Genomic DNA, 25,141 nt, shown 5'->3' with positions numbered 1-25,141 from the left:
AAGAAGGAAGACTCAGATCGCCCAGCGCAGTGCGTGCGCGGGAGTTCCAAGCCAGCTGGCGTCGGCGCTGCTGTCCACCTCTTCGGGCTTTTGCAGCACCCTGTCGAGGATGCGTTTTTCGATGGCCGCGAAGGCCGGGTCGCCCTGCGAGCGCGGGCGGGCGAGCGCGATGTTTTCGTCCAGCGCGATGCGGCCGTCTTCGATCAGGATCACGCGGTCCGCCAGGGCCACGGCTTCCTGCACGTCGTGCGTCACCAGCAAGGCGGTGAAGCGGTGGCGCTGCCAGAGGTTCTCGATGAGCCGGTGCATCTCGATGCGGGTGAGCGCATCAAGCGCGCCGAGTGGCTCGTCGAGCAGCAGCAGGCGCGGGTGATGCACCAACGCACGTGCCAACGACACGCGCTGCCGCTGTCCGCCCGACAGGCGCGCCGGCCATTCGTTCTCGCGATCGGCCAGGCCCACCTGCGCGAGCACTTCCTTGCCGCGCGGCTTGGCGTCGTTCGACAGGCCCAGCGTCACGTTGTCGAGCACGCGGCGCCAGGGCAGGAGGCGCGCCTCCTGGAACATGATGCGGGTGTCGTCGTGCAGTCCGTTCACGGCCTTGCCATCGGTGTAGAGGCCGCCGGATGTGGCTTCTTCGAGGCCGGCGATCAGCCGAAGCAGCGTGCTCTTGCCGCAGCCGCTGCGCCCCACGATGGCGATGAACTGGCCCGGCTCGATGGTGAGCTTGGTGTTGCGCAGCACGTCGCGCGTGCCGTAGCGCTTGTGCAGGCCGCGCGCTTCGAGGCGCACACCGCCTGCGATGGTTTGGGGTTGGATGTCTTTGAGAACAGCACTCATGGCTTCAGGCTCCGGGTTTGAACAGCGCGACGTCGAGCGCATTGAGTTTTCGAGGCAGCAACTTTTCGCCGAAGAACGCATCGGCAATGCGCTGCTGCTCGACGAGGCCTTCGGCCACGACCGGCCGCACCGCGTAGCTGCGGCGACTGTTGGCCTGTTCGATGGTGGCGGCGTCCAGGCCCCACACGGGCGACAGCAGCGCGGCGGCTTCCTTGGGGTTCTGCTTGACCCACTTGCCGGTCTTCTCGAGTTCGGCATAGATCACACGCAGCACATCGGGCCGCGCCTTCGCGAACTTGGTGCTCGCGAGGTAATAGCGCTGGTACGACGCGATGCCGGCGCCATCGGCCAGCACGCGCACCTTCGACTGGCGCTGGGCGGCGGCAAGGAACGGGTCCCACACCACCCACGCGTCGATCGCGCCCTTCTCGAAAGCCGCACGTCCGTCGGCCGGCGTGAGGTAGGCGGGCTCGATGTCCTTGAACGAGAGCCCCGCCTTCTCCAGTGCGGCGATCAGCAGGTAGTGCGCGCCGGCTGCTTTCGCGAAGCCGACCTTCTTGCCCTTCAGATCGGCCACGGTCTTGAGCGGCGAGTCTTCCTTCACGACGATGGCCTGCGCCGCGGGCGACGGCGCTTCTTGTGCGATGAAGGTCAGCTCGGCACCGGCCGCCTGCGCGAACACGGGCACCGTGTCGGCGACGTCGGCGCTGATGTCCAGGTTGTCCAGGTTCAGCGCTTCGAGCAGCGGCAGGCCGCTGGTGAACTCGTGCCAGCTCAGCGTGGCGTTGAGCGGCGCGAACTGCTTTTCGAGCGTGCCCTGGGCCTTGAGCAAGGCCGTGAGCGTCGAGGACTTCTGGTAGCCGAAGCGCACAGTGACAGGTCGCGGAGCAACGCCCTGTGCCCACACGGCACTGGCGCCGAGCGCACCCAGCGTGGCGATGGCTGTGCGGCGGGAAATGGATTGGTTCATCTGCCCTGCCCTCATTTCGGCTTCTTCTGGTAGCCCGGGTGCCAGCGCAGCCACCACTGCTCCAGGCCGCGCGCGAACAGGTCGGCCAGCTTGCCGAGCAGCGCATACAGCAGGATGCCCACGAGCACGATGTCGGTCTGCAGGAACTCGCGGGCGTTCATCGTCAGATACCCGATACCGGCCTGCGCCGAGATGGTCTCGGCCACGATCAGGATCACCCACATGAGGCCCAGCGAAAAACGCAGGCCCACCAGAATCGAGGACAACGCGCCCGGCAGGATCACCTCGCGGTACAGCTGCCAGCGCGTGAGGCCGTAGGTGCGGCCCATCTCGATGAGCTGCGGATCGACGTTGCGGATGCCGTGAAAGGTGTTCAGGTAGATCGGGAAGAACACCGACACCGAGATCAGGAACAGCTTGGCCGATTCATCGATGCCGAACCACAGGATGACGAGCGGAATCAGCGCGAGCGCGGGGATGTTGCGCACCATCTGGATGGTCGAGTCGAGCAGCGTCTCGGCGAACTTCACCGAGCCCGTGAGCAGGCCCAGCGCGAGCCCGGCGCCGCCGCCGATGGCCAGGCCCGCGAGCGCGCGGCCCGCGCTGACCTTCACATGCGTCCAGAGCTCGCCGGACACCGTGAGCGACCATGCGGCCTTGACCACGTCGACCGGCGCCGGCAGCACGCGCGTCGACAGCCAGCCGAGCGACGAGGCGATCTGCCAGAACACGATGAGTCCCACCGGCACGAGCCAGGGAACGAGGCGGCCCGCAACGTTGAGGCCGAAGGCCTTGAACGCCTTGCCGGCGCCTGCGTCGGTCGACGCCACCGGGAGCTCCTGCACTTGTTCGGTCATGGGGAATCCTTGTTCAGCTTTGCGAGACGAGGCGCGACGGCGCATCCAGATTGGCGACGACCTCGCCGAACGGCCCGCTCAGCGAACCACCGGCCAGCCGCGCCTGCGCCTTGCGCGAGAGCAGCGGGAACACCAGCTCGGCGAAGCGGTAGGCCTCTTCGAGGTGCGGGTAGCCCGAGAGAATGAATTTGTCGAGGCCGAGCGCCGCGTACTCCTCGATGCGCGCGGCAACGGTCTTCGCGTCCCCCACGAGCGCCGTGCCCGCACCGCCGCGCACCAGGCCCACGCCGGCCCAGAGGTTCGGCGAAATCTCCAGCTCGGCGCGCGAGCGCTTCGCGCCACCCGCATGCAGCGCGGCCATGCGGCGCTGGCCTTCGGAATCCATGCGCGCGAAGGCAGCCTGGGCGCGGATGACGGTGTCGTCGTCCACGCGGCTGATGAGTTCTTCGGCGGCTTTCCAGGCGGCGTCTTCGGTCTCGCGCACGATCACGTGCAGGCGAATGCCGAACTCGACGCGGCGGCCCTGCTTCTCGGCGCGGGCGCGCACGTCGGCGATCTTCTTGGCGACTTCGGCGGGCGGCTCGCCCCACGTCAGGTACGCATCGACCTGCTCTGCCGCGAGGTCGTGCGCGGCGGCCGACGAGCCACCGAACCACACGGGCGGGTACGGCGTCTGCACCGGCGGATACAGCAGCTTGGCGCCCTTCACGCTCAGGTGCTTGCCTTCGAAGTCATAGCTTTGGCCGTCATGGCTGCGCGTGAGGATCTCGCGCCAGATGCGGATGAATTCGGCCGATTGTTCATAGCGCGAGGCGTGGTCCAAGTAGACGCCGTCGCCTTCGAGCTCGGACTGGTCGCCACCCGTCACCAAGTTGACCAGCAGGCGTCCGCCCGAGAGCCGGTCGAAGGTCGCGGCCATGCGCGCGGCCAGGCTGGGCTGGTGCAGCCCCGGGCGCACGGCCACCAGGAACTTGAGATTCTTGGTCGAGCCGATCAGGCTGGAGGCGATCACCCACGGGTCTTCGCACGAGCGGCCGGTGGGAATCAGCACGCCTTCGTAGCCGAGGTTGTCGGCCGCGCCGGCGATCTGCTGCAGGTAGGCCAGGTCGATGGGGCGAGCGCCCTCGCTGGTGCCGAGGTAGCGGCTGTCGCCGTGCGTGGGGAGGAACCAGAAGATTTGCATCACGCGACTCCCGCGCCGGCGGCTTCGAGCACATTGATCTTTTTCGGGATCAGCTTCAGTTCGAAGAAGGTGTCGGCGATCTTTTGCTGCTCGGCCAGGATGGCCCTGGTGATCGGGGTGATGCCGTAGGGCGTCCGGGCCGTGGTGACATCGGCCACCGGCTTGGGCAGGCCCCACAAAGCGGCCAGTTCGGCAGCCAGGTCGCCCTTGTTCGCGGAGCCCCAGGCTTCGACCTTGTTGATCTCTTCGACCGCGATGGCGATCACGTCGGCGTTCTTCGCCACGTAGTCGAGCGACGAGAAGTAGTAGGCGCGGTTGCCCACCACGCCGGTGGCGTCGGCCAGGATGCGCGCGTCGAGCGACTTCTCGGCAGCGGCCAGGAAGGGGTCCCAGATCACCCAGGCATCGACCGAGCCCTTCTCGAACGCGGCGCGCGCATCGGCCGGCGGCAGGTAGGCCAGGTTCAGGTCGGCATACGACAGGCCGTGCTTCTCGAACAGCTTGACGATGAAGTAGTGGACGTTCGAGCCCTTGTTGAGCGCGATCTTCTTGCCCCTCAAGTCGGCCACGGTCTTGACGGCCGAGCCCTTGGGCACCAGCACCGCCTCGGCCTGCGGGCGATGCTGCGTGGCCGCCACGTAGGCCAGCGGTGCGCCCGCGGCCTGCGCGAAGATGGGCGGCGCTTCGCCGACATCGCCGAAATCGATCGAGCCGACGTTCAGCGCTTCGAGCTGCACCGGCCCTGCGGTGAACTCGTTCCATTTGACCGCAACGCCCAGCGGCGCGAGTCGCTTCTCCAGCGTGCCGCGGCCCTTCAGGATGTTGAGCGTGCCCTTCTGGTTGCCGATGCGGAACTGGCGCGCGGGCGCCTGTGCCAGAGCGGCGAACGAAGGCAAGGCGATGGCGGCTGCGGCGCCCTGGATCAGGCGGCGGCGGGGAATGGAAATTCGGGTCATGGCTGTGGACAGGTGTTGAAGCGCCGTGCGTTCACGCGGCGGAAATGAAGCTCACGATCAACGCGACGGCGCTGACCACGATGGTGCTGACGACAAGGTCGCCCAGCGCACGCCAGATGGGGCGCGGCGGCGAGTCGGTCACGGCGTCTTCGGTGGCAACGGGGTTCATGCGGGATTCCTTGGTGCAAAAACTTGGGGCAAAGCTGTCCCCTGGCCGCACACAGGCGGCTTTGAAAAGCGGGGACGGGGATGGTCTGGTGGACCCGGGCTCGACGGCGAGCCCGGCCGTCAGACGCTACATCGCACGCGGGAGAAAGGCACCGGTTCGAAACCGTGGGTTGCGGGCAGCTTCAGGCCTTCGGTCGCGAGCACCTCGACGGCCTCGTTCAGGCGCTCGGCCAGGTCGTTGTGCACCTGGTAGGCGTTCTCGGGCGTCAGCGCGATCTGCGAATCGCTGGCGTAGACGCCCGGCAGGATGTGGCGCGCCGCCAGCGACTGCAGCACGGGCCGCAGCGCGTAGTCGAGCGCGAGCATGTGATGGGGGCTGCCGCCGGTGGCCAGCGGCAGCACCGTCTTGCCCTTGAGCGCGTTCTGCGCGAGCAGGTCCAGAAACACTTTCAGCACGCCGCTGTAGGCCGCCTTGTAGACCGGCGTGGCGACGACGATCACGCGCGCCGCCGCCACTTGGGCGATGGCGCACTCGATGGCCGGATGGGTCCATTCGGCCAGCAGCAGCGCCTCTGCGGGCAAATCGCGGATCGAGAGCCGCTCGATGCGGGCATTGCGTTTGGCCAGCCGCTCGCCCACGGCCTCGAGCAAGGCGGTGGAGCGGGACGGGGCCGAGGGGCTGCCGGCAATCAGGAGAACGGACACAGGAGGCTTTCGGTTTTCTTCGGAAATTCGGAGCGTGCCGGGTCACGGCGCTCGCAGAACGGGCGCCCTGAAAACCGGCTCGGCAGCGCGGCTTACTTCTGCTTGGTCGTGTAGATCTGGTCGAACGAAGCACCGTCGGCAAAGTGCTCCTTGTCCGCCTTCGCCCAGCCGCCGAAGGCCTGGTCGATGGTCACCAGCGTGAGCTTGGGGAACTGCTTGTCGTACTTGGCCTTGGCCTTCTCGGAGGTCGGACGGTAGAAGTTGCGGCCTGCGATGTCCTGGCCTTCATCGGAGTACAGGTACTTCAGGTATTCCTCAGCCACGGCACGGGTGCCCTTCTTGTCCACGACCTTGTCGACCACCGCCACACTGGGCTCGGCCAGGATGGAGATGGAGGGCACGACGATCTCGAACTTCTCGGGGCCGAATTCCTTCAGCGCCAGGAAGGCTTCGTTTTCCCAAGCCAGCAACACGTCGCCCACGCCGCGTTGCACGAAGGTGATGGTGGAGCCGCGCGCGCCGGTGTCCAGCACGGGCACGTTCTTGAACAGGTTGCCGATGTATTCCTTGGCCTTGGCGTCGCTGCCGTACTTGCGCTTGGCGAATTCCCATGCGGCCAGGTAGTTCCAGCGGGCGCCGCCCGAGGTCTTGGGGTTGGGGGTGATCACCTGCACGCCGGGCTTGATGAGGTCGTCCCAGTCCTTCAGGCCCTTGGGGTTGCCCTTCTTCACCAGGAACACGATGGTCGAGGTGTAGGGCGCAGAGTTGTGCGGCAGGCGCTTTTGCCAGTCGGCCTTGACCAGGCCGCCGTGCGTGACGAGCGCATCGACGTCGCCGCCGAGCGCCAGCGTGGCCACGTCGGCGTCGATGCCGTCGATGATCGAGCGGGCCTGCTTGCCCGAGCCGCCGTGCGACTGCTTGACCGTGACGTCCTGGCCGGTCTTGCCCTTCCAGTACTTGGCGAAGGCCTGGTTGTAGTCCACGTAGAGCTCGCGGGTCGGGTCGTAGGACACGTTCAGGAGCGTCACGGGCCCCTTGGCGGCGGCGGCGCCCTGAGCAAACGTCGGCAACGCCGAGAGGGCCATGGCACCGGCCACGCCGGCACCCAGGGAAAGCTTGATAAAGTCGCGGCGAAGGCTCATGGTGTCTTGCTCTAAAAAGGCATATCAATGAAGCTGCGTATTCTCAATACGACATATAGAAACTGGAACGACCAAGTTTTCAGTTCTAAATAGCTAAATCAACTAAGCGACACGCTTACCCCACCCAAGAGGCAAAAAATGGCTCGCATGGTTCAGTGCATCAAGCTCGGCAAAGAGGCCGAAGGGCTCGACTTCCCGCCCTATCCCGGCGACCTGGGCAAACGCCTGTGGGAAAACGTCAGCAAGGAAGCCTGGGCCGCCTGGCTCAAGCAGCAGACCATGTTGGTCAATGAAAACCGGCTGAACCTGGCCGATCTGCGCGCCCGCCAGTACCTGGCGCGGCAGATGGAAAAGCATTTCTTCGGCGAAGGCGCCGACGTGGCGCAAGGCTACGTTCCCCCACCCGCCGCCTGACTCCCACCTCGCCGTGACCGCTGAGCCAGTGGCCTGGCGCGCCGACGGCGTCCCTCGCAGCGAACGCTTCGACGACCTCTATCACACCGAAACCGGGGCACTGGCGCAGGCTCGCCATGTGTTCCTGGGCGGTTGCGGCCTGCCGCAAGCCTGGGCCCGGCAGCCGCAATGGCGGATTCTCGAAACCGGCTTCGGGCTGGGCCTCAATTTCCTGACAACCTGGCAGGCGTGGCGTTCGGATGCGAACCGGCCGCGGCTGCTGCACTTCGTCTCGGTCGAGGCACATCCGGTCGGGGCCGGCGATCTCTTGCAGGCTGCCGAGGCGTATCCGGAACTGGCGTCGCTCGCCCAGGAGCTGGTCGGGCAGTGGCACGGGCTGCTGCCGGGCTTTCACCGGCTCGCGTTCGACGAGGGCCGCGTCCTGCTCACGCTGTGCATCGGCGACGTGCAGGCCATGCTGCGCGCCCAGCGCTTCGAGGCCGACAGCCTTTTTCTCGATGGCTTCACCCCGCAGCAGAACCCCGTGATGTGGTCGCCCGACACGCTGAAGGCGGTGTCGCGATTCGCCCGCCAAGGCACAGGCTTCGCCACCTGGACCTGCGCACGTGCGGTGCGGGATGCGCTCTTGCAGAACGGCTTCCAGCTCGAAATGCGCCAAGGCCTGCCGCCCAACTGCGACTGCCTCGGCGGCGCCTTCGCGCCGGCCTGGACGGTGCGAAGACGCGGGCCAGCGCCCGCGCGGATCGAGGCACCGGGGCGCTGTGCCGTGATCGGCGCCGGGCTCGCGGGTGCGGCTGTGGCTGCGAGCCTCGCGCGGCGCGGGTGGCGGGTGACGGTGCTCGATGCGGCCTCGCGTCCTGCCTCGGGCGCGTCGGGCCTGCCGGTCGGCGTGCTGGCGCCCCATGTGTCGCCTGACGACGCCCTGCTCTCGCGCCTCACGCGAGCGGGCATCCGTGCCACCTGGCTCGAACTGGAACGACTGCTGGAAGAAGGCCGCGACTGGCGCGCCAGCGGCGTGCTGGAACGACGGCCCGAAGGCGATACGCGCGTGCCTGCCGGCTGGAACGACAGCGGCCCGAACGAATCCTGGCCTGCGAGTTCCGATCAACTGGCTGCAGCCGGCCTGCCTGCCGACGCGCCTGCGATCTGGCACGCCCGTGCCGGCTGGGTACGCCCATCGCGGTTGATCGAGGCCTGGCTGCGTCAGCCGGGTGTCGAATTCCGCGGCAATGCCTCGGTGGCGCGAGCAGCGCGAAACGCCGGCGGCTGGCAGTTGTTCGATGCAGCGGATCAATTGCTGATCGCAGCAGACCGCGTGGTCGTCGCCGTAGGCTTCGAATCAGGCCGCTTCGCTCCGGGCCTGCCGCTGCAGCCGGTGCGCGGCCAGGTCGCGTGGGGCCACGCCAACGACCGCGCCCTTCCGGCCACGCCGCTCAACGGCGACGGCCACCTGATCGCCCACGTGCCCGATGCCGAAGGCGCCCTGCTCTGGCTCGCAGGCGCCACCTTCGACCGCGACAGCACCGACCTCGCCCCGAACACCGACGACAACGCCTCGAACCGTGAACGCCTCACCCGGCTGCATCCCGCTGCCGCCGCCGCATTGGCGCCGGCCTTCGAGCGCGGCGAGGTCAACACCTGGGTCGGTGTGCGCTGCGCCTCGGGCGACCGGCGGCCGCTGGTTGGCCCGTTGGACGAAGAACCTGCGGGCGGACTCTGGGCCTGCACCGCATTGGGCTCGCGCGGCCTCAGCTTCGCGGCCCTGTGCGCCGAACTGCTGGCCGCGCAGTGGCATGGCGAGCCTCTGCCGTTGCCGGCCACGCTGGCGAAGGCGCTCGGGACTCAGCGGCTCTAGGAGAGCGTCGCGCCGGGTGGCGACGGCGCCAGCAGGTGGTCGATCCGGCTGTCCCCGTAGGTGCGCACCACTTCGGAGATCACCACCTTGTAGCCGTCCAGCCAGTTCGCCTGCGCCGCCTTGGCCTCCTGGTGCGCCGGATGGCGGATCAGCGCCTGCAGGCTGTCGAGCGAGTCCCAGTAGTAGACGTTCGACACCAGCCCGTTGCCCGTGTTCTCCCAGGTCTCTTCACCCAGGTAGCCGGGCAGCGATTTCGCGGCCGCGGCGATGGTCTGGTCGAGGCGATGGAATTCGTCGTCGAACTGCTTCTTGGCGAAGATGAAGGTGGCGGAGTACATGGTGGCCGGAATCCCCTTGAAAGCTCGCTCGAAGCGCGAGCGGGCGCCGATTCTGCGGCATCCGCCCACAAGAACAGGCCCCTGCGCACCCCGCGAACGCGTGAAAATGCCGCATGGCCATCCAGTACGACATCACACACACCACCATCTACCGCTACAACAAGCCGGTCACCTTCGGTTTGCACCGGGTGATGTTCCGGCCCCGCGACAGCCACGACCTGCGGGTGCTCGCCACCGACCTGCAGGTGAGCCCCCAGGCCTTCACGCGGCTCATTCAAGACCCGCATTCCAACTCCGTCGCGCTGGTGCAGCCGATGGGAGAAGCGACCGAGCTGCGCATCGTGTGCTCGTTCACCATCGAGCATGTGCCGGCCCAGCAAGACCAGCTCGCGCTCGACCCGGCCGCCGAGTTCCTGCCCTTCGCCTACTCGGTGCAGGAGCGCCTGGACCTGGAGCACTACCTGCGCCCGCACCACGAAGACGATGCCAGTGGCACGCTGATCCGCTGGGCGCATCAGTTCCTGCACAGCGACAAGCCCAACAACACGCGCGAAGTGCTCACGCGCATGAACGCGCACATCGGGCAGAGCCTCGAATACAAGGCGCGCGACGAGGAAGGCACGCAAACGCCGCTGGCCACGCTGGCGCTGGGCAGCGGCAGTTGCCGCGACTACGCGCTGCTGATGATGGAAGCCGCGCGGCGCCTGGGCATCGCCACCCGCTTCGTCTCGGGCTACCTCTACGACGCCGCGCTCGACCGCGCCGCGCAGTCCCCGGGCGAATCGATGACGGGCGCCGGCACCACGCATGCCTGGCTGCAGGCGTACCTGCCGGGCATCGGCTGGCTGGCGTTCGATCCGACCAACAACCTGATGGGCAGTGGACAACTCATCCGCGTGGGCGTCACGCGCGACCCGGCACAGGCCGCGCCGATCTCGGGCAGCTGGTATGGGGACGCCGAGGCGTATGAGGGCCTGGACGCCACGGTGGTCGTCACCCGCCGCAAGGGCTGATCTCTCCCCGGGGTTCCATGCCGGTGTCGCGCAGGAGATAGCAGCTACGGGAAAGCCCGGGCCGATGCGCCCGGCATCGCCCCTACGCTGCGCCGCCGGTCAGTGAAATAGCACGGTCGTTCTTCATGGCGACCCGCGTGTCGCTGCACCGGTGATCTTCCCAACCAAGAATCCATAAAAACGGAGAGAGACAACCCATGCATTCCGCGCGCCTGACACTCCTTGCCCTCGCAGCCAGCCTCGCCGTCGCATCCTGCGGCGGTGGTGGCGGTGGAAACGGTTTTGCCTTCACGCCGCTGCCGCCGGCTCCGGCGCCCGCGCCCCCAGCGCCGCCTCCACCCGCACCGCCGCCAGCCCCCGAGGAAACGCGCGTGCAGGACACCCGCAATTCCTTCGCGCCCGCCGACCCCTCGGCCACCACGTTCGCAGCGCTCAAGGCCGACGCCAGCGACGCGATCGACAACGCCACCACCAGCCGCTGGGCCGGCATGCTGGGCGGCGCCCAATACCACGTCGAAGTGCCGGCCGCCTGGAACGGCAAGCTCGTGATGTATGCACACGGCTATGCCGGCGAAACCAACGTGCTGTCGGTGAGTGACCCGTCGATCCGCCGCTTCCTGATCCAGAACGGCTACGCCTGGGCCGCATCGAGCTACAGCAAGAACTTCTACGACGTGCGCGTAGGGGTGGAAGACACCAACGCGCTGGCGCTGGAGTTCAACAAGATCGCCAAGGCCAACGGCCGCGATCTGGCCGCGCCGTCGAAGATCTACATCACCGGCCATTCGATGGGCGGGCACATCACCGCGGCGGCGATCGAGGACGAGGCCTTCGCGACCGCCAACCACAAGGTGAAGTACAACGGCGCCGTGCCCATGTGCGGCGTGGTCGGCGACACGGAACTGTTCGACTACTTCGCCGGCGCGCAGGTCACGGCGCAGGCGCTGGCGGGCCTGCCGAAGTACCCGACACCCAACTGGTCGGACATCGCGATGCAGGTCGGCGGCACGCTGTTCTCCAACTTCACGACGTTACCGCCCGACATCACCACCACGCCGACCGGCGCCAAGTACGCCACGGTAGTGAAGAACCTGACGGGGGGCGAACGCCCGATGTTCGACCTGGGCTTCAAATCAGGCGGCTCCTTCGCCGCCGTGTGGGGCGTGTTCGGCAGCGACGGCACCGTCACAGGCATCCTGAACAAGAACACCCTGGACACCAACCGCTTCACCTACACCATCGATGGCGACGTGCCGGGCTCGACGGCGCTGAACGGTGCGGTGATCAAGCTCACCGCGGCCACCGACGCCAACCGCCTGCGCACCGACGGGCTGCGCTGGATTCCCAAGGCCAACGGCGAGTTCAAGATCCCGGTCGTCACGCTGCACACGCTGGGCGACCTGTACGTGCCCTTCAGCATGGAACAGATCTACAACAAGCGCGTGGCTGCCAAGGGCAACAGCGGCTGGCTGGTGCAGCGCGCGGTTCGCGGGATCACGCATTGCGACTTCACCGTCACCGAGCAGGTCGAGGCCTTCGACGCCATGATCAAGTGGGAGCGCGACGGCGTGAAGCCGGCGGGCGACGACGTGGTCACGGCCGCGACGGTGGCGGCGCCTACCTACGGATGCACGTTCACGCGGCCGCTGAGCGCGCTAGATGAAAGCGGCACGAGCAAGCTGACGCGTCCGAACGCCGCACTGGCACGCCCCTGCCCACCCTGAGCGACGAGCGAGTGATCAGCGCGCGGGCGGCACCGCCGCCCGCGCCGCTGCGAGCTTTAGCGCTTCGCCGCGCTGTAGGCCTTCACCACCGGCACCGCCGTCGCGGAACTGTCGGCAAAAAGGCCATCGACGCCCGCGTCGAGAAAAGCCTTGATCTCCGCCGCAGTGTCACCGAGCACGACCGGATCGGCCTTCGGCTCCTTCTTCAGGCTGTCCGGCAGGAAGCCGTTCTCGGGCCGGATCGTATAGATGTGGACCAGCAGCTTCTTATCGTGCGCGTCCTTCACCAGTGTGGTCGGCGTGGCGAGCTTGCCGTCGGCCACCGGAATCACGCGCGACTTGTCCGGGCCGATGCCCTGCGCATAGGTCGCAATCTCGGCCAGGCCGGCGGGCGTCACGAGGTCGGCGTAGGTGCGCTTGTCGCCCAGCGCCACCAGGTCATAGGGCGCACCCGAGCCGCCGATGAGCTGGACGATCTTCACCGTGCTCTTCAGGCGCACGTCCTTCAGGTTGCCCGTCTCGAAGGACTGCACGAACACCGGCGCCTCGGCCTTGTTCAGGCCATGCTTCTGCAGCGTGTCGAGCAGCTTGTTCTCCAGCGGCAGGCCGATGGAGCGGAAGTAGGTCGGGTGCTTGGTTTCCGGATAAATGCCGATCGTGCGGCCCTTGGCCTCGGACTGCGACTTGGCCAGCTGGATCACCTCCTCGAGCGTGGGCACCAGGAACTGGTCGTTGTACGACACGTTGGCGGGGCGCTGCTTCGGAATGCGCTCGCGGGCCCTCAGCTCGCGGAGCTCGGCCAGCGTGAAGTCCTCGGTGAACCAGCCGGTGACCGAGCGGCCGTCGATCACCTTGGTGGCCTTGCGGCTGGCGAACTTCGGAACTTCGGCCACGTTGGTGGTGGCCTCGAGCACGTTGCGTTGGCATCGACGATGGCGATGGCATTCTCGTGACGGGCGACCAGTTCGCCGTCCTTGGTCGGCACGAGGTCGGGTTCGATGAAGTCGGCGCCGTCGTCGATGGCCTGCTGGTACGAGGCCAGCGTGTGCTCGGGTCGCAGGGCCGGCTCGCCGCGATGACCGATGACGAGGGCGGAAGGCGCTTGCTGCACGGGCGGTGGTGCGGGCGCGGGTGGTGGTGCGGGTGCGGGCACCGGTGCCAGCGGCGGGAACGACAGGCCGCCTCCCCCGCCGCCGCCGCACGCGCTCATGAGCGCGCATGCGCAAGCCGCCAGGGTTGTCCTGGAGAAAGAAAGTGATTGCATTGGAGATCCCCCGTTGTGCTTCTGTAGGTCCGTATTCGCTCGCGCCAGTCTTGGTGTTGGTTTGCAGCGAGCGCCGGATCATTGCGGGGATATATGTCGTTGCCGTGACGGCAATGCCATGTCGCGCGACAGGCGACATGGCAGAGCCGCACCGCAAGGTCAGGCGCGTGCGAGTCGCCTGCCTTTCACTGCCAACTGGCGGCCAGCGTTGGCGCCAGGCTGGTCTGGTAGTTTGACGGCAAGGTCGTCTGCCCGGCCGACGGTGGCGAGAAGGCGGCCATCGCCTGCACGAGGTTCTGCACCTGGCTGTCCAGCAAGGACTTGCCACCGTTGGTCTTGAACTGCTCGACGCGATACTGGCTGCCCAGATACCAGTCATCGATCAGAAATTGGTCCGAGCCGCCAATCACGCTGACCTCCAGGTCGTTGCCCACTTGTCGGAACCACAACTGCTCAGCAGCAATGTCGGCGCCAAAAAGCGCCACATCGGCATTGCCCGCGGTTGCGTCATTCTCCACGACCGTATCGCGGCCAAAACCTCGATCCAGCCGGTAGATATCGTTGCCTGCACCGCCCGTCAGCGTATCAGTTCCCGCGCCACCAATCAGCGTGTCGTTGCCGGCACCACCATCCAGCACATTGCTTGCGGTGTTACCTGTCAGAGTGTCGTTGAAGGCACTGCCAATGAGATTCTCGACCCCCAGCAGCGTGTCGCTGCCGGAGCCACCGGTCGCCTGTGCGGTCGTGATCGCGAGGTTCACGGTCACTGCCGAAGTGGCATAGCTGTAGGAGGCTGTGTCGACACCGCCCAAGCCATTGACCACGTTGTTTCCAGCGCCAATTGTCAAGACATTGTTCAACGCATTGCCCGTGGCGTTGACCGCAGCCGTGGTGTTGATCAGCAGGTTCTCCGCATTGGCACCCAGCGTGTAGCTGATGGTGGCGCGCACGGTGTCGGCGCCCTCGTTAGTCAGTTCGGTCACAACGTCGGCGCTGTTGTCCACGTTGTAGACGTCGTCGCCAATTCCACCCGACATCGCGTCAGCCCCTGCCGCACCATCCAGCATGTCGTTGCCCGCGGCGCCCTGCAGCGTGTCGTCACCTGCGCCGCCGCTCAGGACATTGGCCCCCGCATCGCCGGTGAGGGTGTCATTGAAGGCACTGCCCGTGAGGTTCTCGATGTTGAGCAGCGTGTCGCTGCCGGAGCCACCGGTAGCCTGGGCTGTTGTAACACCCAGGTTCGCCGTCACGCCCGACGTCACGTTGACGTAGGAGACCGTGTCGATTCCATCCATGCCATTGAGCACATTGTTGCCGCTGCCCGCAAAGAGCGTGTTGGCCAGTGCGTTGCCTGTGAGATCCGTTGCTGTCGTCGCCGCGATGCTGCCACTCTCGACATTGGCGGCAAGTGTGTAGTTGACGTAGGTATAGGCGAAATCGGTACCTTCGTTCGCCAGCTCGGTGATGACGTCCCCGGCGTTGTCGATGTAGTAGGTGTCGTTACCTGCTGCGCCGATCATCGCGTCTGCACCGGTGCCGCCATTGAGGACGTTCGCCGTCGCGTTGCCGGTGAGCGTGTCGTTGTAGTTGCTGCCGACGAGATTCTCGATATTCAGAATCGTGTCGGTGCCTGAGCCGCCGGTCACCTGGGCCACCGTGCTAGCTAGGCTCACCGTCACGCTGGTCGCTGCATACACATAGGACAGCGCATCCGCTCCTTCTGCGCCATCGATCACATTGTTACCCGCGCCTGCGTACAGGACGTTGGCCAAGGCATTGCCCGTGGCATTCACTGCGGCCGTGGTGTTGATGATCAGGTTTTCCGCATTGGCGCCCAGCGTGTAGCTGACGGTGGCCAATACCCGGTCGGTGCCCTCGCCTGCGAGTTCCGTCACCACGTCACCTGCGTTGTCGACGTAGTACGTGTCGTTGCCTGTGCCGCCGATCAAGGTGTCCACCCCTGCGCCGCCGTTGAGCGTGTCGTCGCCCGCAGCGCCGCTCAGCGTGTTGTTTGCTGCATTGCCGGTGAGCACGTTGCTCAACGCATTGCCCGTGCCGTTGACCGCAGCTGCGCCGGTCAAAGCCAGGTTCTCGACATCGGCTCCGAGCGTGTAGGTGATCGCACTCTGAACAAGGTCCGTGCCCTCGTTGGCCAGTTCGGTAACCACGTCGCCGGCGGCATCGACCACATAAGTGTCGTTGCCCGCGCCGCCGATCAGGGTGTCTGCTCCTGCCCCGCCATCGAGCACATTGGCCGTGGCGTCGCCGGTCAGCTTGTCGTTGTAGGCGCTGCCCGTGAGGTTCTCGATGTTGAGCAGCGTATCGCTGCCGGAGCCGCCCGTGGCCTGCGCCGTCGTGACTGCCAGGCTCACGGTCACAGCCGAAGTTGCGAGGCGGTACGAGGCGGTATCGATGCCCTCCCGGCCGTTCACGACGTTGTCGCCCGCACCAATGCTGATGACATTGTTCAACGTGTTGCCCGTGCCGTTCACCGCTGCCGCGGTGTTGATGGTCAGGTTCTCGACGTTCGCGCCCAACGTGTAGCTGATGTTGGTGGCCACCGTGTCGATGCCTTCGTTGACCAACTCGGTCACGACGTCGGCGGCGTTGTCCACGTAATAGAAGTCGCTGCCAGCGCCTCCGGTCATCGTGTCCACGCCGGCTGCACCATTGAGAGTGTCATTGCCGGCGCCGCCGATTAGTGTGTTGTTGGCGGCATTGCCTGTCAGCACGTTGTTCAACTCATTGCCTGTGCCGTTGATGGCTGCAGTGCCTGTCAGAGTCAGATTTTCGACATTGGCTCCCAGCGTGTAGCTGATGAGGCTCTGAACGAGGTCTGTGCCCTCGTTGGCTTGCTCGGTGACCACATCGCCCGCGACATCGACCACATAAGTGTCGTTGCCCGCCCCTCCAGTCAAGATGTCCGCACCGGCACCGCCATCGAGAACATTGGCGGCGTTGTTGCCCGTCAACGTGTTGACCAAGGCATTGCCAGTCAGGTTCAGGTCGGCGATGCCCGTCAGCGATGCGTTCTCCACCTGACCGCTGCCCAACGTGCCAAGGTTCACAGCGACCGACGTGTTGACCGTATCGATGCCGCCGGCTGCCAGTTCGGTGACTACATCCAATGCGCTGTCTACTTCATACGTGTCATTCCCGGCCCCGCCAATCATCGTGTCAGCCCCTTGGCCCCCAATCAGCGTGTCGTTGCCGGCACCGCCGTTAAGCGTGTTGTTGCCGGAATTACCCGTCAATACGTTGTCCAATGCGTTGCCGGTGAGATTCAGGTTGGCTGTGCCAGCGAGCACGGCATCTTCAAGTTGACCCGCACCCAGCGTCGTTAGATCGATCGTCACTTCGGTGACGACCGTATCCCGTCCCCCGGCGGCGAGTTCGGTGATGGTGTCTCCCGCGTTGTCAACGAAGTAGACATCGTCACCCGCGCCGCCATTCATTGCATCTGCGCCTGTGCCGCCATCCAAGGTGTCGTTGCCGTCCCCGCCCAACAGCACATTGGCCAGGCTGTTGCCAATCAGCGTGTTGTCCAGTGCGTTGCCGGTGGCCGAAATAGCAGCACCGAACAGAACCGCGTTTTCGACATTGGCACTGAGAGTCACGTTGACGCTGGCATGGAGCGTATCGAGCCCCGCGTTCGCAGCCTCCGTCACGCTGTCGGCGGCCGAGTCGATGTAGTAGGTATCGTTGCCTGCGCCGCCTGCCATTGCGTCCGCTCCCTGCGCCCCATCCAGGATGTTGTTGCCGGCGTTGCCTGTCAAGACATTCGCTAGCTCATTGCCGGTCGCATTGAGGTCCTGCACACCGGTCAGAGTAAGGTTCTCCAGATTGCTGCCGAGCGTCCACGAAACGGACGAATGGACCGTGTCAATTCCGGCATTGATGTCTTCGAGGAGCGTATCCAACTGGTTGTCCACGACATAGGTATCGTTGCCCGCTCCACCCGCCATGCTGTCGGCCTCCGCACCTCCATCCAAGCGGTTGTTGCCTGCGTTTCCGACCAGGCGGTTGCGTTGTCCGTTGCCAGTGGCATTGAGATTCGCGGCTCCAGCGAGCAGCAGTGCCTCCACGTCGTCTGCCAACTGATAACTTACGCTGGATTGCACCGTGTCATAGCCTCCGCCAGGCAATTCGTTGACCTTGTCGCCGGCGTTGTCGACGATATAGGTGTCGTCGCCGGTGCGCCCAATCATGCTGTCCGCGCCTGCCATTCCGTTGATCGTATTGGCGCCTGCATCCCCCGTCAGCACATCGTTGTTGCCAGTGCCCACGATAGGCAAAGGTTGCACCGCACTGGCAGCCACCGGAGTGGTGATCCCCAGAGGCGCTGCGCCGGCCACCGTGACTGCACTCACCTTCGACACCGGCAAGGGTGTCGCGCCCGCATTGCCTGCGAAGATGAAGTGAGCGGCATTCAAAGCCGTCGGTTCGATGGCAGAAAGTCCGACCGAGACCGTCGCCCCTTCCGGCGTCTGGGCCAGGACGCGCGTGATGAACTTGCCGTTGATGTTCAGCGCCTTGTTGATCTTGAGCTGACTGAAATCCTTGATCCAGGCAAACTGGCTCAGGTCGATCTTGTCTACCGTCAACTCAAAGTCCGAAATCAGATTGCTGGTGCCAATGTCGTTGCTGAAGAAGCCCATTGACGGCGAACCACCGCCATCAGGTGCGACCACAAAGCGATCTGCGCCAACTCCGCCCGTCCGCACGCCCTCACCAGGCAGCCCCGTCGAGTACGAAATTCGACCTTGATCGCCGTCCAGTACCAAGACGTCGTCTCCAGCCCCGCCATCCAGCGTGTCCACGCCTGCACCGCCCAACAGCCTGTCGTTGCCTGCGTTGCCCAGCAAGGTGTCGTTGCCATCACCTCCGATCAGCAGATCATCGCCCGCCGTGCCTTCGGGCACGGTATTGCTGCTGGTACCGCTGGACAAGCCCTGGCCAGCCTGCTGCCATGCCTGCAGCGCGGCCTGAGACGCGAAGAACTGCAGCTGCGCCGAACCAAGTTGGGCCACCAGGCGATTGCGCACCAAAACGCTTTGACCATCTCCTAGGTCCAATCGGACGTCTGCCCCCACCTGGGTGCGAGCGAGCGAGGCGAAATTCAGCTTGCCAAAGCCCACCAATGCAATGGTTTCAGGAGCCGCTGCGTTGTTACCGGTTCCGAAATCGACAATCACATCTTGGGCTCCGGCGTCCTTGTGATGACAAAAAGATCGCTGCCTTCTCCACCCGTGAGTACGTCGTTGCCCCTGCCACCGTCCAGCGTGTCGTTGCCGCCGCCCCCGCTGACGACGTCCGCTCCGCGACCACCCACCAACACGTTGTTCAGGCCGTTCCCTGTCAAGGCATCGTTGCCATCGCCGCCAATCGCGACCTCGATGTCGCCGATCATGCTATTCAGCGATCTTCCTGCAATCGTGCTGGTGCTGCCATTGAGCAGGTTGATCGTGCTGTTCCCTGTCACCGCACTGGCGTTGATGGTGTCCGTTCCGCCGTTGCTGTCCATCAATGTGCTGGGCAACTGAACATCGGGTATTCGGGTGCTGCCGATGAACCGGTCTTTACCGCCGAACTCATCGGTGTAGACGTACACATCGTTGGTGTCGGCCTTCTTGCCGTACAAATCCAGCTTCCAACTCTTGAGCGTTCCAGCTTTCCCTGTTGCTGCATCGATGACTTGCAGTGTCCAATTGCCCGCGCTTTGCTCTCCGAGCACATGAGTGGTATTGAAGCTGAAGCTCAATGAACCCGACGACGGGTTGCCCACATCGGTGGCGGCGCTACCCGGCGCCTTGTCGGGCCGGTTGACCAGAATGCTCTCGGTTCCCCCGGGCGAGATCAGTTTGATGATCAGGTCACCCCAGCGCTGATGGTCCAGTTCGAGCGTGACTTGCGCGCTCTCGACTTCCACGCCCGCCCCCATGGCGAGCGTGCGCGTCACCATGCCGGTGCCATCGGGAATCGCCTCGCTCAGAACGCCGCTGGACGCAGTCGTGACGAACTCGTTGGCATAAGTGTTCTGTTCGGTCCAGGTTTCGGCCATTCGCACCGCCGCGCGCGCATCGACCTTGCCAAAACCATAGTCGTGGCTGACATGCATGCCCCCACCATTCCAGGTCTTCGCGCCGTTCGTGACCCAGTCGGTTCCGTTGGGATCGTTCACCTTCGTGGCCGTCATCGCCAGGATGGCCTGGATGTCGCGGTAGCCCAGTGCGGGGTTTGCCTCGAGCATCAGGGCAACGACCCCTGACACGATTGGGGCAGCGAAGCTGGTGCCTTGGCTCGTGCCGTAGTTGCTTCCAAAGGTCGAGCCGTTGTCCGCAATGAGTTCACGACTGGTCGAATCGATATTGCTACCGGGTGCCGACACCAGAATGGACGCGCCCGGATTGCTGAAAGGCTTGCTCCCCAGTTCCAGGGTGCCCAGATCGCCCGGGGCATTGATGCTTCCCGCAACGATCACGGCTCGATTGGCAGTGAGTGTGTTGTAGTTGGTATTGGCCCCCGTTGCGCGGTCGTTGCCGCCCGCCATCACGATGGCCGTGCCCAGCCCGTTTCGGCCACGCGAAACGGCCTCAAGAATTCCGGTCTCGAGGGCGCCTGTTGGCACCACGTTCAGCCCGAAGCTCGAGGACGCGCCCCACGAGTTGTTGACCACGTCGAAGTTCTTGAATTTGGCCAGCGCGTTGGTGATTTCCTGGCCAAGCTTGCCGACTTCCAGACCTTCGCCCTGGATGTAGTGCCCCGCAAGCGTCGCGTTGTAAGCCACACCAACCCCGCCCTCGCCATTGCGAGCCGCGACCATGACGCCGGCCACCATCGTGGCGTGGCTGCTGAAGGTTTGTGGCGTGTCGTTTCTGCCATTCGCGTCCAGCGTGTTGAGCCAAGCCTTGTCCGCATTGGGCTGAAGATCGGCATGACGGTAGTCGAACACCTCGGGCCCCGCGCTGAACGCGCCGCCTGGCTCGAACTGGCCGATCTTGACGCCCTTGCCCGTGTAGTCCTTCCATACGGGCAAGACATTGACATCGCTCAGGTACCACTGCTCCACCGCCAGCGGGTCACTCGGCAGGTCGCCGGTTCTCAGGTAGACGGCCGCCTTCATCGGTTCCGTCTGGCCGGTAGCACTGTTGCTCACCTCGGTGAAATTGCCTTGGGCGTCTTTCACCTTGTACTTGAAGCCCATCGTTCCGGTATTGCTCGCGTCGGGTGTGAAAAGCACATCGCCGCTGGCCGTGAGCGCGACAGTGCCACCCTTGGCATCCAGAACCTCGGTGATCTTGAGCTGGTCGATGTTGCTGTCCCAATCACGGTCGTTGAGCAGCAGTTGGTTTTTGGACAGCAGGTGCGCAGCGGTTCGGCTCAATGCCTGTCCCGTCGAATTGACGGTCAGAACATCCTTGACCGGCAGCGGGCTGCCAATGCCCAGGTCAACGCGGCTGACATCGGCGAAGCTGAGCTTCTCGATGCCGGTCAGTGTGTCTGCGCCCTCCTGGCCACTGCGGGTATCGACCACACGATAGCGGGCGCTTCCGTTCGCACTGTCGAGCTTGGTGATGCGGTAGTCGGCGTAGCTTCCGGCGTATTGGGCAACATCGATACCGTCGCCGCCGTTCAGGTTGTCATCACCCCGTCCACCAATGAGCACGTCGTTGCCTGCGCCGCCACTCAGGTTGTCGTCCTCCAAGCCGCCATCGAGCACGTCATCACCAGCGCCGCCAAGCAATTGGTCGCCCCCGCGATGACCGCGAATCAGATCGTTGCCTGCACCACCATCCAGGGTGTCGTCGCCATCCTCGCCGGACAGTACGTCATTGGCGGCTCCGCCGATGACCACGTCGTCCCCTGCGCCGCCGCGTACAACCACGGTGGAGTGGCCACCTCCCACGAAGACATCGTTTCCGATGCCGCCGACAGCCATCTCGATGTTGCTCTGGCTCAAGTTGAGCGAGACGCCCTGGGCTCCCACTGCCTGGGCAATGTCGAAGCCGTCGCCACCGTCCACGCGTTTGTCTGCCGCATCGAACAGCAACACGTCGTCCCCAGCGCCGCCGAGAAGAGTGTCGGCACCCGTGCCGCCAGCCAGCCAGTTGTTGCTTGCGTCGCCCGTCAGGACATCGCCGCCTGCACCGCCCGTCAGGTTGCGCACCTTGAGAGAAGCCGCATTGAGCGTCTCATTGATGGCGGCATTGATGTTCTTCGACACATAGGCAGTCGTCGCGCCCGCGCCACCGGCCGCGTTCTCGGTGACAACAGTGACGCCACCGTTGTCTTGTGTGACGGTGCTGCCGGCAGGGTTGGCGAGGAAGTTGGCTGCAATGGCTTCCCTGCTGACGCCGTTCTGCGTGAAAGTACCCCGGGCCAGGACTTCGTTGCCGTCGCGCACCTCGCCGCTTTGCGCGACCGTAGCCAGGCTGATGGCCGAGATGCCCAGGCTGGCAAAGGTCTTGAGTTCGCCCGCGTCGGTCTTGCCATCGTGGTTGGCATCGACCCACACACGCAGGTTGTTCCAGGCCGCATCTTTCGCAGTGAACTGGTTGTCGCCGTTGCTGTCGAGGCTCTTGAGCGCCGCGAAGCCGTTCGCATACGGCTTGGTGCCGGCAACGCCGTTGGAGCCTGCCACGCCGTTGTAGTACTCGCTCAGCGTCTCGCGGATGTTGTTGATCTTGCCGTCACCATTGAGGTCATGCACGACGATGCCGTCCTGCGCACTGACCCAACCGGTTTGCTCCAGCGAGCCGCCGTCGTTGTCTGCGTCGAAGAGGACGGGGGATGTGCCGTAGTCGGTGAGCTTGACGCCATCGCCGTTCAGGTCCAGCACCAGTGGATCGGCGGGGAGGAGGTTGAAATTGAAACTGGAGGCGTTGTTCAGGCTGCTGCCGAAGAGGCCGTAGTCGACCGGTCCTGCGACTGGATCGGTATTGCCGATGGCGCCGGTGCGGGCAATCGGAAGCCCTAGGCCACTGGACGCGTTGATGTTCAGGCCGAAGTTGCTATTGCCTGGGCGAAGACCGTCAGTGATCGCGTAGCCAATCATTGCCTGATTGCCGGTGGCAGTGTTGACGTTCCAGAAATTCTTGGCAATGCCAACGCTATAGCTGCCAGAGAAACCAGGTTGTTGTTGGTCGCACTCGGCCCCAGGCTGGTGCCGTCGGGCGTGGGCGTCCTGCTGGGAGCTGGTGCGGTGGTAATTGTGCTTAGGCTGACTGCGTTGACTTCGGTGCCGTTGACTAGAGGAACCGCCACGACAGCGCCGTTGGCATCGACCTGCTGGACTGTGACTTGGTCTGGCTGTGATGTACCTGGCAAGTAGGTGCTGATCGTTGAGATGCGTCCTCCCGTCCCCACGGGGACTATTTCGGTGCGCCTTATCAAATTGTCATCGGCATCGAATACCTGAATTACCTCCTTTTTGGTGTCGTGGTTGATGCTGCTCATCAATGTCGCACCACCATCAAGATTTGAAGTCACGGTTTCGGAATTGAGTCGAGGCCCAGGGGCTCCGCTGCCAGCAATGGTCCGCGGATCATAATTTCTTGTGATAGATCGATCCTGATTGCTTGCGGTGACCGTCCAATATCCATTGTCATCTTGCGCGACATTGGAAATTTCACCTCCCTTCAGTCCACTCCAAGCTTCTGCGAATGCTCTCATATTTTGTTCAAAATACGAAATCCCACCTGCACCGGTAGATGGCATTTTCTCCAAATAGCTATCTCTCGCTCCTAAAGCCGCTCTCTCAAATTTTTGCGCATCGGTAAAATTGGAATTTGCATAAATTTCGGCCAGCAGATAATCTAGGGATGAATCTCCACCAACAGAAAATGAGATCGGATCCACGGTCAAATTTTTTCCGTTAACAGAAAACTTTTTCCCTTGCAACTGGGCATCAACTAGAGCTTCAAAAGCGACGGCACGGCCTTCAATAACTCCCCGGGCCATGCTGTAGTCACCAGGATTTTTGTAATTTTCTATCTGGGGGAGACCAATGGAAGGATTTCGACTGTCCTCAGCGTGTTGCGCTTCATGACCACCTTCTACTGCGATGTACAACGAATTGGCGAAAACTACTTCGGGCGCGCCCGTTTGAAAATAATTTTGAGAAACATACATCCCTGATTTTTCAGGATTGGAGTCAAAAAATATCCCATTCTTTTTTGAAATAATATATGGCGTGTTGGCCGCAGCGGCCGCTTCGTACTTTTCAACCAGTGCAGGTGACGCATTGATGATCTGCATGTGAAGCTCGGTCCATTTGGCGGCAGATTGCGTCACGCCATCTTCTGTTTGAAAGAATGATTTTCCATTAGCCATTTTCATATTTACAGCGACTGTCATCTGGATCTCCCTTAGTTAAAAATTTCACTTATTTCGACAGACTGCAGGCAGTGGCTTTTTTCGCCAATATTGAGAATAATCGACTGCTCTGAATTTTTGTATTTGGCGGAGATTTTGTATTTACGCGGCCAATCGAATGGGCGAATGCCAAACAAAACAGTCTCCAGAACATTGTCAAATTGTCGTATGAATATTCTTTCAACTTCCCATTGCTTTAAACAACCAGGCGTCGGGAATTCTATATTAATAATCTTTCTTTTTTCATCTATCTCTCTCTTGGCCAATACAGCCAGCAATCCATTGAATTCACCCGCATCCATTTTTATTGCCTCGCCAGTGCCATAACCAAACTCAGCGGGATCATTTCTATTTTTTGGAAATTTTGAGAATTCATAACCGATTCTCCGACGATAAAACGCAGAATCCCCAAGAACTCCCGCATCAAAGCCTTCACTCAGTGCAGAAAGAAGCTCTGCGGTCGTCTGGACTTTCAACGGCGGAGATTTCTCTACCGTCAGTTCGTGCACGGTAAATGCACACCCTGAACACATCAGCCCTAAAAATCCTAGGAAAAATATTTCGGCAGTTTTTCGATAGCTATTCATATTTAAAATCCCGTGCTGGCTTCTAAAATTAAGTGTCTCATTACAGCTCATGATTACATTTCGTTTTGGCACCAAATCCATTTCATACAAAAATACAAAGAGGTCTCATCTAGTATTTCAATTAATCAAATAAAAAATGAAGATGTTCACTTTCGCAATAACCCTAGGCTTTATCTTTCACGCAAGCTTTCACTCGTTGTTCGCTGAACTGGACTGAGCAGGAATTCAATAATCCGCCGCTTGCCTGTCTTGATCTCCGCCGTCAAATTCATCCCAGGGGACAGATTGATCGGCCTGCCATCCACATCGATGGTGGTCGTGCCCAGGTTCAGCACCACCGGAAAGATCGCCCCACGCTTCTCGTCATTCACCGCATCCGCTGTCACGGTCTTCACCGTGGCATTCACCGTGCCGTAGCGCGTGTACGGAAACGTCTCCAGCTTGATCGTGGCTTCCTGACTGGTGTTGACGAAGCCAATGTCCTTGTTGTCGAGCGTCACCTCGGCCGTTACCTGCGCGCCGTCGGGCACGATCACCATCAGCGGCTGAGCTTCAGTGACCACGCCGCCCTCGGTGTGCATAGCCAGTTGCTGCACCGTGCCTGCCACTGGCGCTTTGAGCGTGGTCAGCCGCTCACGCTGACCGGCTTTGGCCAGGTCCTGCGTGCCTTGCTGGCGCTTAAGCTCGGCAGCCGCCTCTCTCGTGCGTAAGCTGTGCTTGGTCTCGGCGATGTAAGCGGCCTTTGTGTTTT

General features: G+C 63.4%; 18 protein-coding genes and 1 pseudogene. 4 read left to right on the top strand and 15 right to left on the bottom strand.

From position 1 onward, the window contains the following. Positions 1-12: 12 nt before the first annotated feature. From M2282_RS20395 to M2282_RS20360, 8 genes are all read right to left on the bottom strand, one after another. Positions 13-840, bottom strand: coding sequence for an ATP-binding cassette domain-containing protein (locus M2282_RS20395; RefSeq protein ID WP_280810589.1), 828 nt, complete (start codon positions 838-840; stop codon positions 13-15). A gap of 4 nt (positions 841-844) precedes the next feature. After that, the gene (locus M2282_RS20390; RefSeq protein ID WP_280810588.1) at positions 845-1,810 is read right to left on the bottom strand and encodes an aliphatic sulfonate ABC transporter substrate-binding protein; all 966 of its coding nucleotides are present in this window, start codon (positions 1,808-1,810) and stop codon (positions 845-847) included. An 11-nt stretch (positions 1,811-1,821) separates the two neighbouring features. Continuing rightward, positions 1,822-2,667: an aliphatic sulfonate ABC transporter permease SsuC gene (ssuC, locus tag M2282_RS20385; protein ID WP_280810587.1), complete on the bottom strand. Its 846-nt coding sequence runs from the start codon at positions 2,665-2,667 to the stop codon at positions 1,822-1,824. 13 nt (positions 2,668-2,680) lie between these two features. Next, complete coding sequence (ssuD, locus tag M2282_RS20380; protein WP_280810586.1) at positions 2,681-3,850, bottom strand: FMNH2-dependent alkanesulfonate monooxygenase; 1,170 nt, start codon at positions 3,848-3,850, stop codon at positions 2,681-2,683. Then, on the bottom strand, positions 3,850-4,806 hold the full coding sequence (locus tag M2282_RS20375; RefSeq protein ID WP_280810585.1) for a sulfonate ABC transporter substrate-binding protein: 957 nt from the start codon (positions 4,804-4,806) through the stop codon (positions 3,850-3,852). The genes ssuD and M2282_RS20375 overlap by 1 nt, the downstream gene beginning before the upstream one ends. A gap of 31 nt (positions 4,807-4,837) precedes the next feature. Further along, positions 4,838-4,975 (bottom strand): hypothetical protein, encoded by a 138-nt coding sequence (locus M2282_RS20370; protein WP_280810584.1) that lies wholly within the window; start codon positions 4,973-4,975, stop codon positions 4,838-4,840. 119 nt (positions 4,976-5,094) lie between these two features. Next, complete coding sequence (gene ssuE / locus M2282_RS20365) at positions 5,095-5,679, bottom strand: NADPH-dependent FMN reductase (RefSeq protein ID WP_280810583.1); 585 nt, start codon at positions 5,677-5,679, stop codon at positions 5,095-5,097. 92 nt (positions 5,680-5,771) lie between these two features. Continuing rightward, a complete protein-coding gene (locus tag M2282_RS20360) occupies positions 5,772-6,821 on the bottom strand; it encodes a sulfate ABC transporter substrate-binding protein (protein WP_280810582.1) in 1,050 nt (349 codons plus the stop codon). Positions 6,822-6,959: 138 nt separating this feature from the next. Between M2282_RS20360 and M2282_RS20355 the strand changes: the two genes are divergently transcribed. Together M2282_RS20355 and mnmC are read left to right on the top strand one after the other, a co-directional pair. Then, a complete protein-coding gene (locus M2282_RS20355) occupies positions 6,960-7,235 on the top strand; it encodes an oxidative damage protection protein (protein ID WP_013541095.1) in 276 nt (91 codons plus the stop codon). Positions 7,236-7,248: 13 nt separating this feature from the next. Continuing rightward, positions 7,249-9,090 (top strand): FAD-dependent 5-carboxymethylaminomethyl-2-thiouridine(34) oxidoreductase MnmC, encoded by a 1,842-nt coding sequence (gene mnmC / locus M2282_RS20350; RefSeq protein ID WP_280810581.1) that lies wholly within the window; start codon positions 7,249-7,251, stop codon positions 9,088-9,090. Here the strand turns inward: mnmC and M2282_RS20345 are convergent. After that, the gene (locus M2282_RS20345) at positions 9,087-9,428 is read right to left on the bottom strand and encodes an antibiotic biosynthesis monooxygenase family protein (protein ID WP_280810580.1); all 342 of its coding nucleotides are present in this window, start codon (positions 9,426-9,428) and stop codon (positions 9,087-9,089) included. The two genes, mnmC and M2282_RS20345, sit on opposite strands and share 4 nt — an antisense overlap. Positions 9,429-9,541: 113 nt before the next feature. On the opposite strand from M2282_RS20345, the gene M2282_RS20340 reads away from it, so the two are divergent. Together M2282_RS20340 and M2282_RS20335 are read left to right on the top strand one after the other, a co-directional pair. After that, the gene (locus M2282_RS20340; protein WP_280810579.1) at positions 9,542-10,441 is read left to right on the top strand and encodes a transglutaminase family protein; all 900 of its coding nucleotides are present in this window, start codon (positions 9,542-9,544) and stop codon (positions 10,439-10,441) included. 197 nt (positions 10,442-10,638) lie between these two features. Further along, positions 10,639-12,165, top strand: a complete 1,527-nt coding sequence (locus tag M2282_RS20335; protein ID WP_280810578.1) for an alpha/beta hydrolase family protein — start codon at positions 10,639-10,641, stop codon at positions 12,163-12,165. 56 nt (positions 12,166-12,221) lie between these two features. Here M2282_RS20335 and M2282_RS20330 read toward each other — a convergent pair. The 6 genes and pseudogenes from M2282_RS20330 to M2282_RS20305 form a co-directional block, all read right to left on the bottom strand. Beyond that, a pseudogene (locus M2282_RS20330) lies at positions 12,222-13,429 on the bottom strand (glycerophosphodiester phosphodiesterase). A 185-nt stretch (positions 13,430-13,614) separates the two neighbouring features. Beyond that, positions 13,615-18,624, bottom strand: a complete 5,010-nt coding sequence (locus M2282_RS20325; RefSeq protein ID WP_280810577.1) for a beta strand repeat-containing protein — start codon at positions 18,622-18,624, stop codon at positions 13,615-13,617. Next, positions 18,621-22,484 carry a S8 family serine peptidase gene (locus tag M2282_RS20320; protein ID WP_280810576.1) on the bottom strand — a complete coding sequence of 1,288 codons (3,864 nt, stop codon included), beginning with the start codon at positions 22,482-22,484 and terminating at the stop codon, positions 18,621-18,623. Before M2282_RS20320 ends, M2282_RS20325 begins: the two co-directional genes overlap by 4 nt. Next, on the bottom strand, positions 22,481-23,785 hold the full coding sequence (locus M2282_RS20315) for a hypothetical protein (protein WP_280810575.1): 1,305 nt from the start codon (positions 23,783-23,785) through the stop codon (positions 22,481-22,483). Before M2282_RS20315 ends, M2282_RS20320 begins: the two co-directional genes overlap by 4 nt. Before the next feature lie 11 nt (positions 23,786-23,796). Further along, positions 23,797-24,390, bottom strand: a complete 594-nt coding sequence (locus tag M2282_RS20310; RefSeq protein ID WP_280810574.1) for a hypothetical protein — start codon at positions 24,388-24,390, stop codon at positions 23,797-23,799. Positions 24,391-24,560: 170 nt separating this feature from the next. Beyond that, positions 24,561-25,141, bottom strand: a 581-nt coding sequence (locus tag M2282_RS20305) for an HlyD family efflux transporter periplasmic adaptor subunit (protein WP_280810573.1), incomplete at its 5' end; no start/stop codon positions are given.

This window comes from Variovorax boronicumulans (assembly GCF_029892485.1).
GTDB lineage: Bacteria > Pseudomonadota > Gammaproteobacteria > Burkholderiales > Burkholderiaceae_C > Variovorax > Variovorax boronicumulans_B.
The sequence above is the reverse complement of the archived record's forward strand: the minus strand, read 5'-3'. Positions and strand labels throughout refer to the sequence as shown.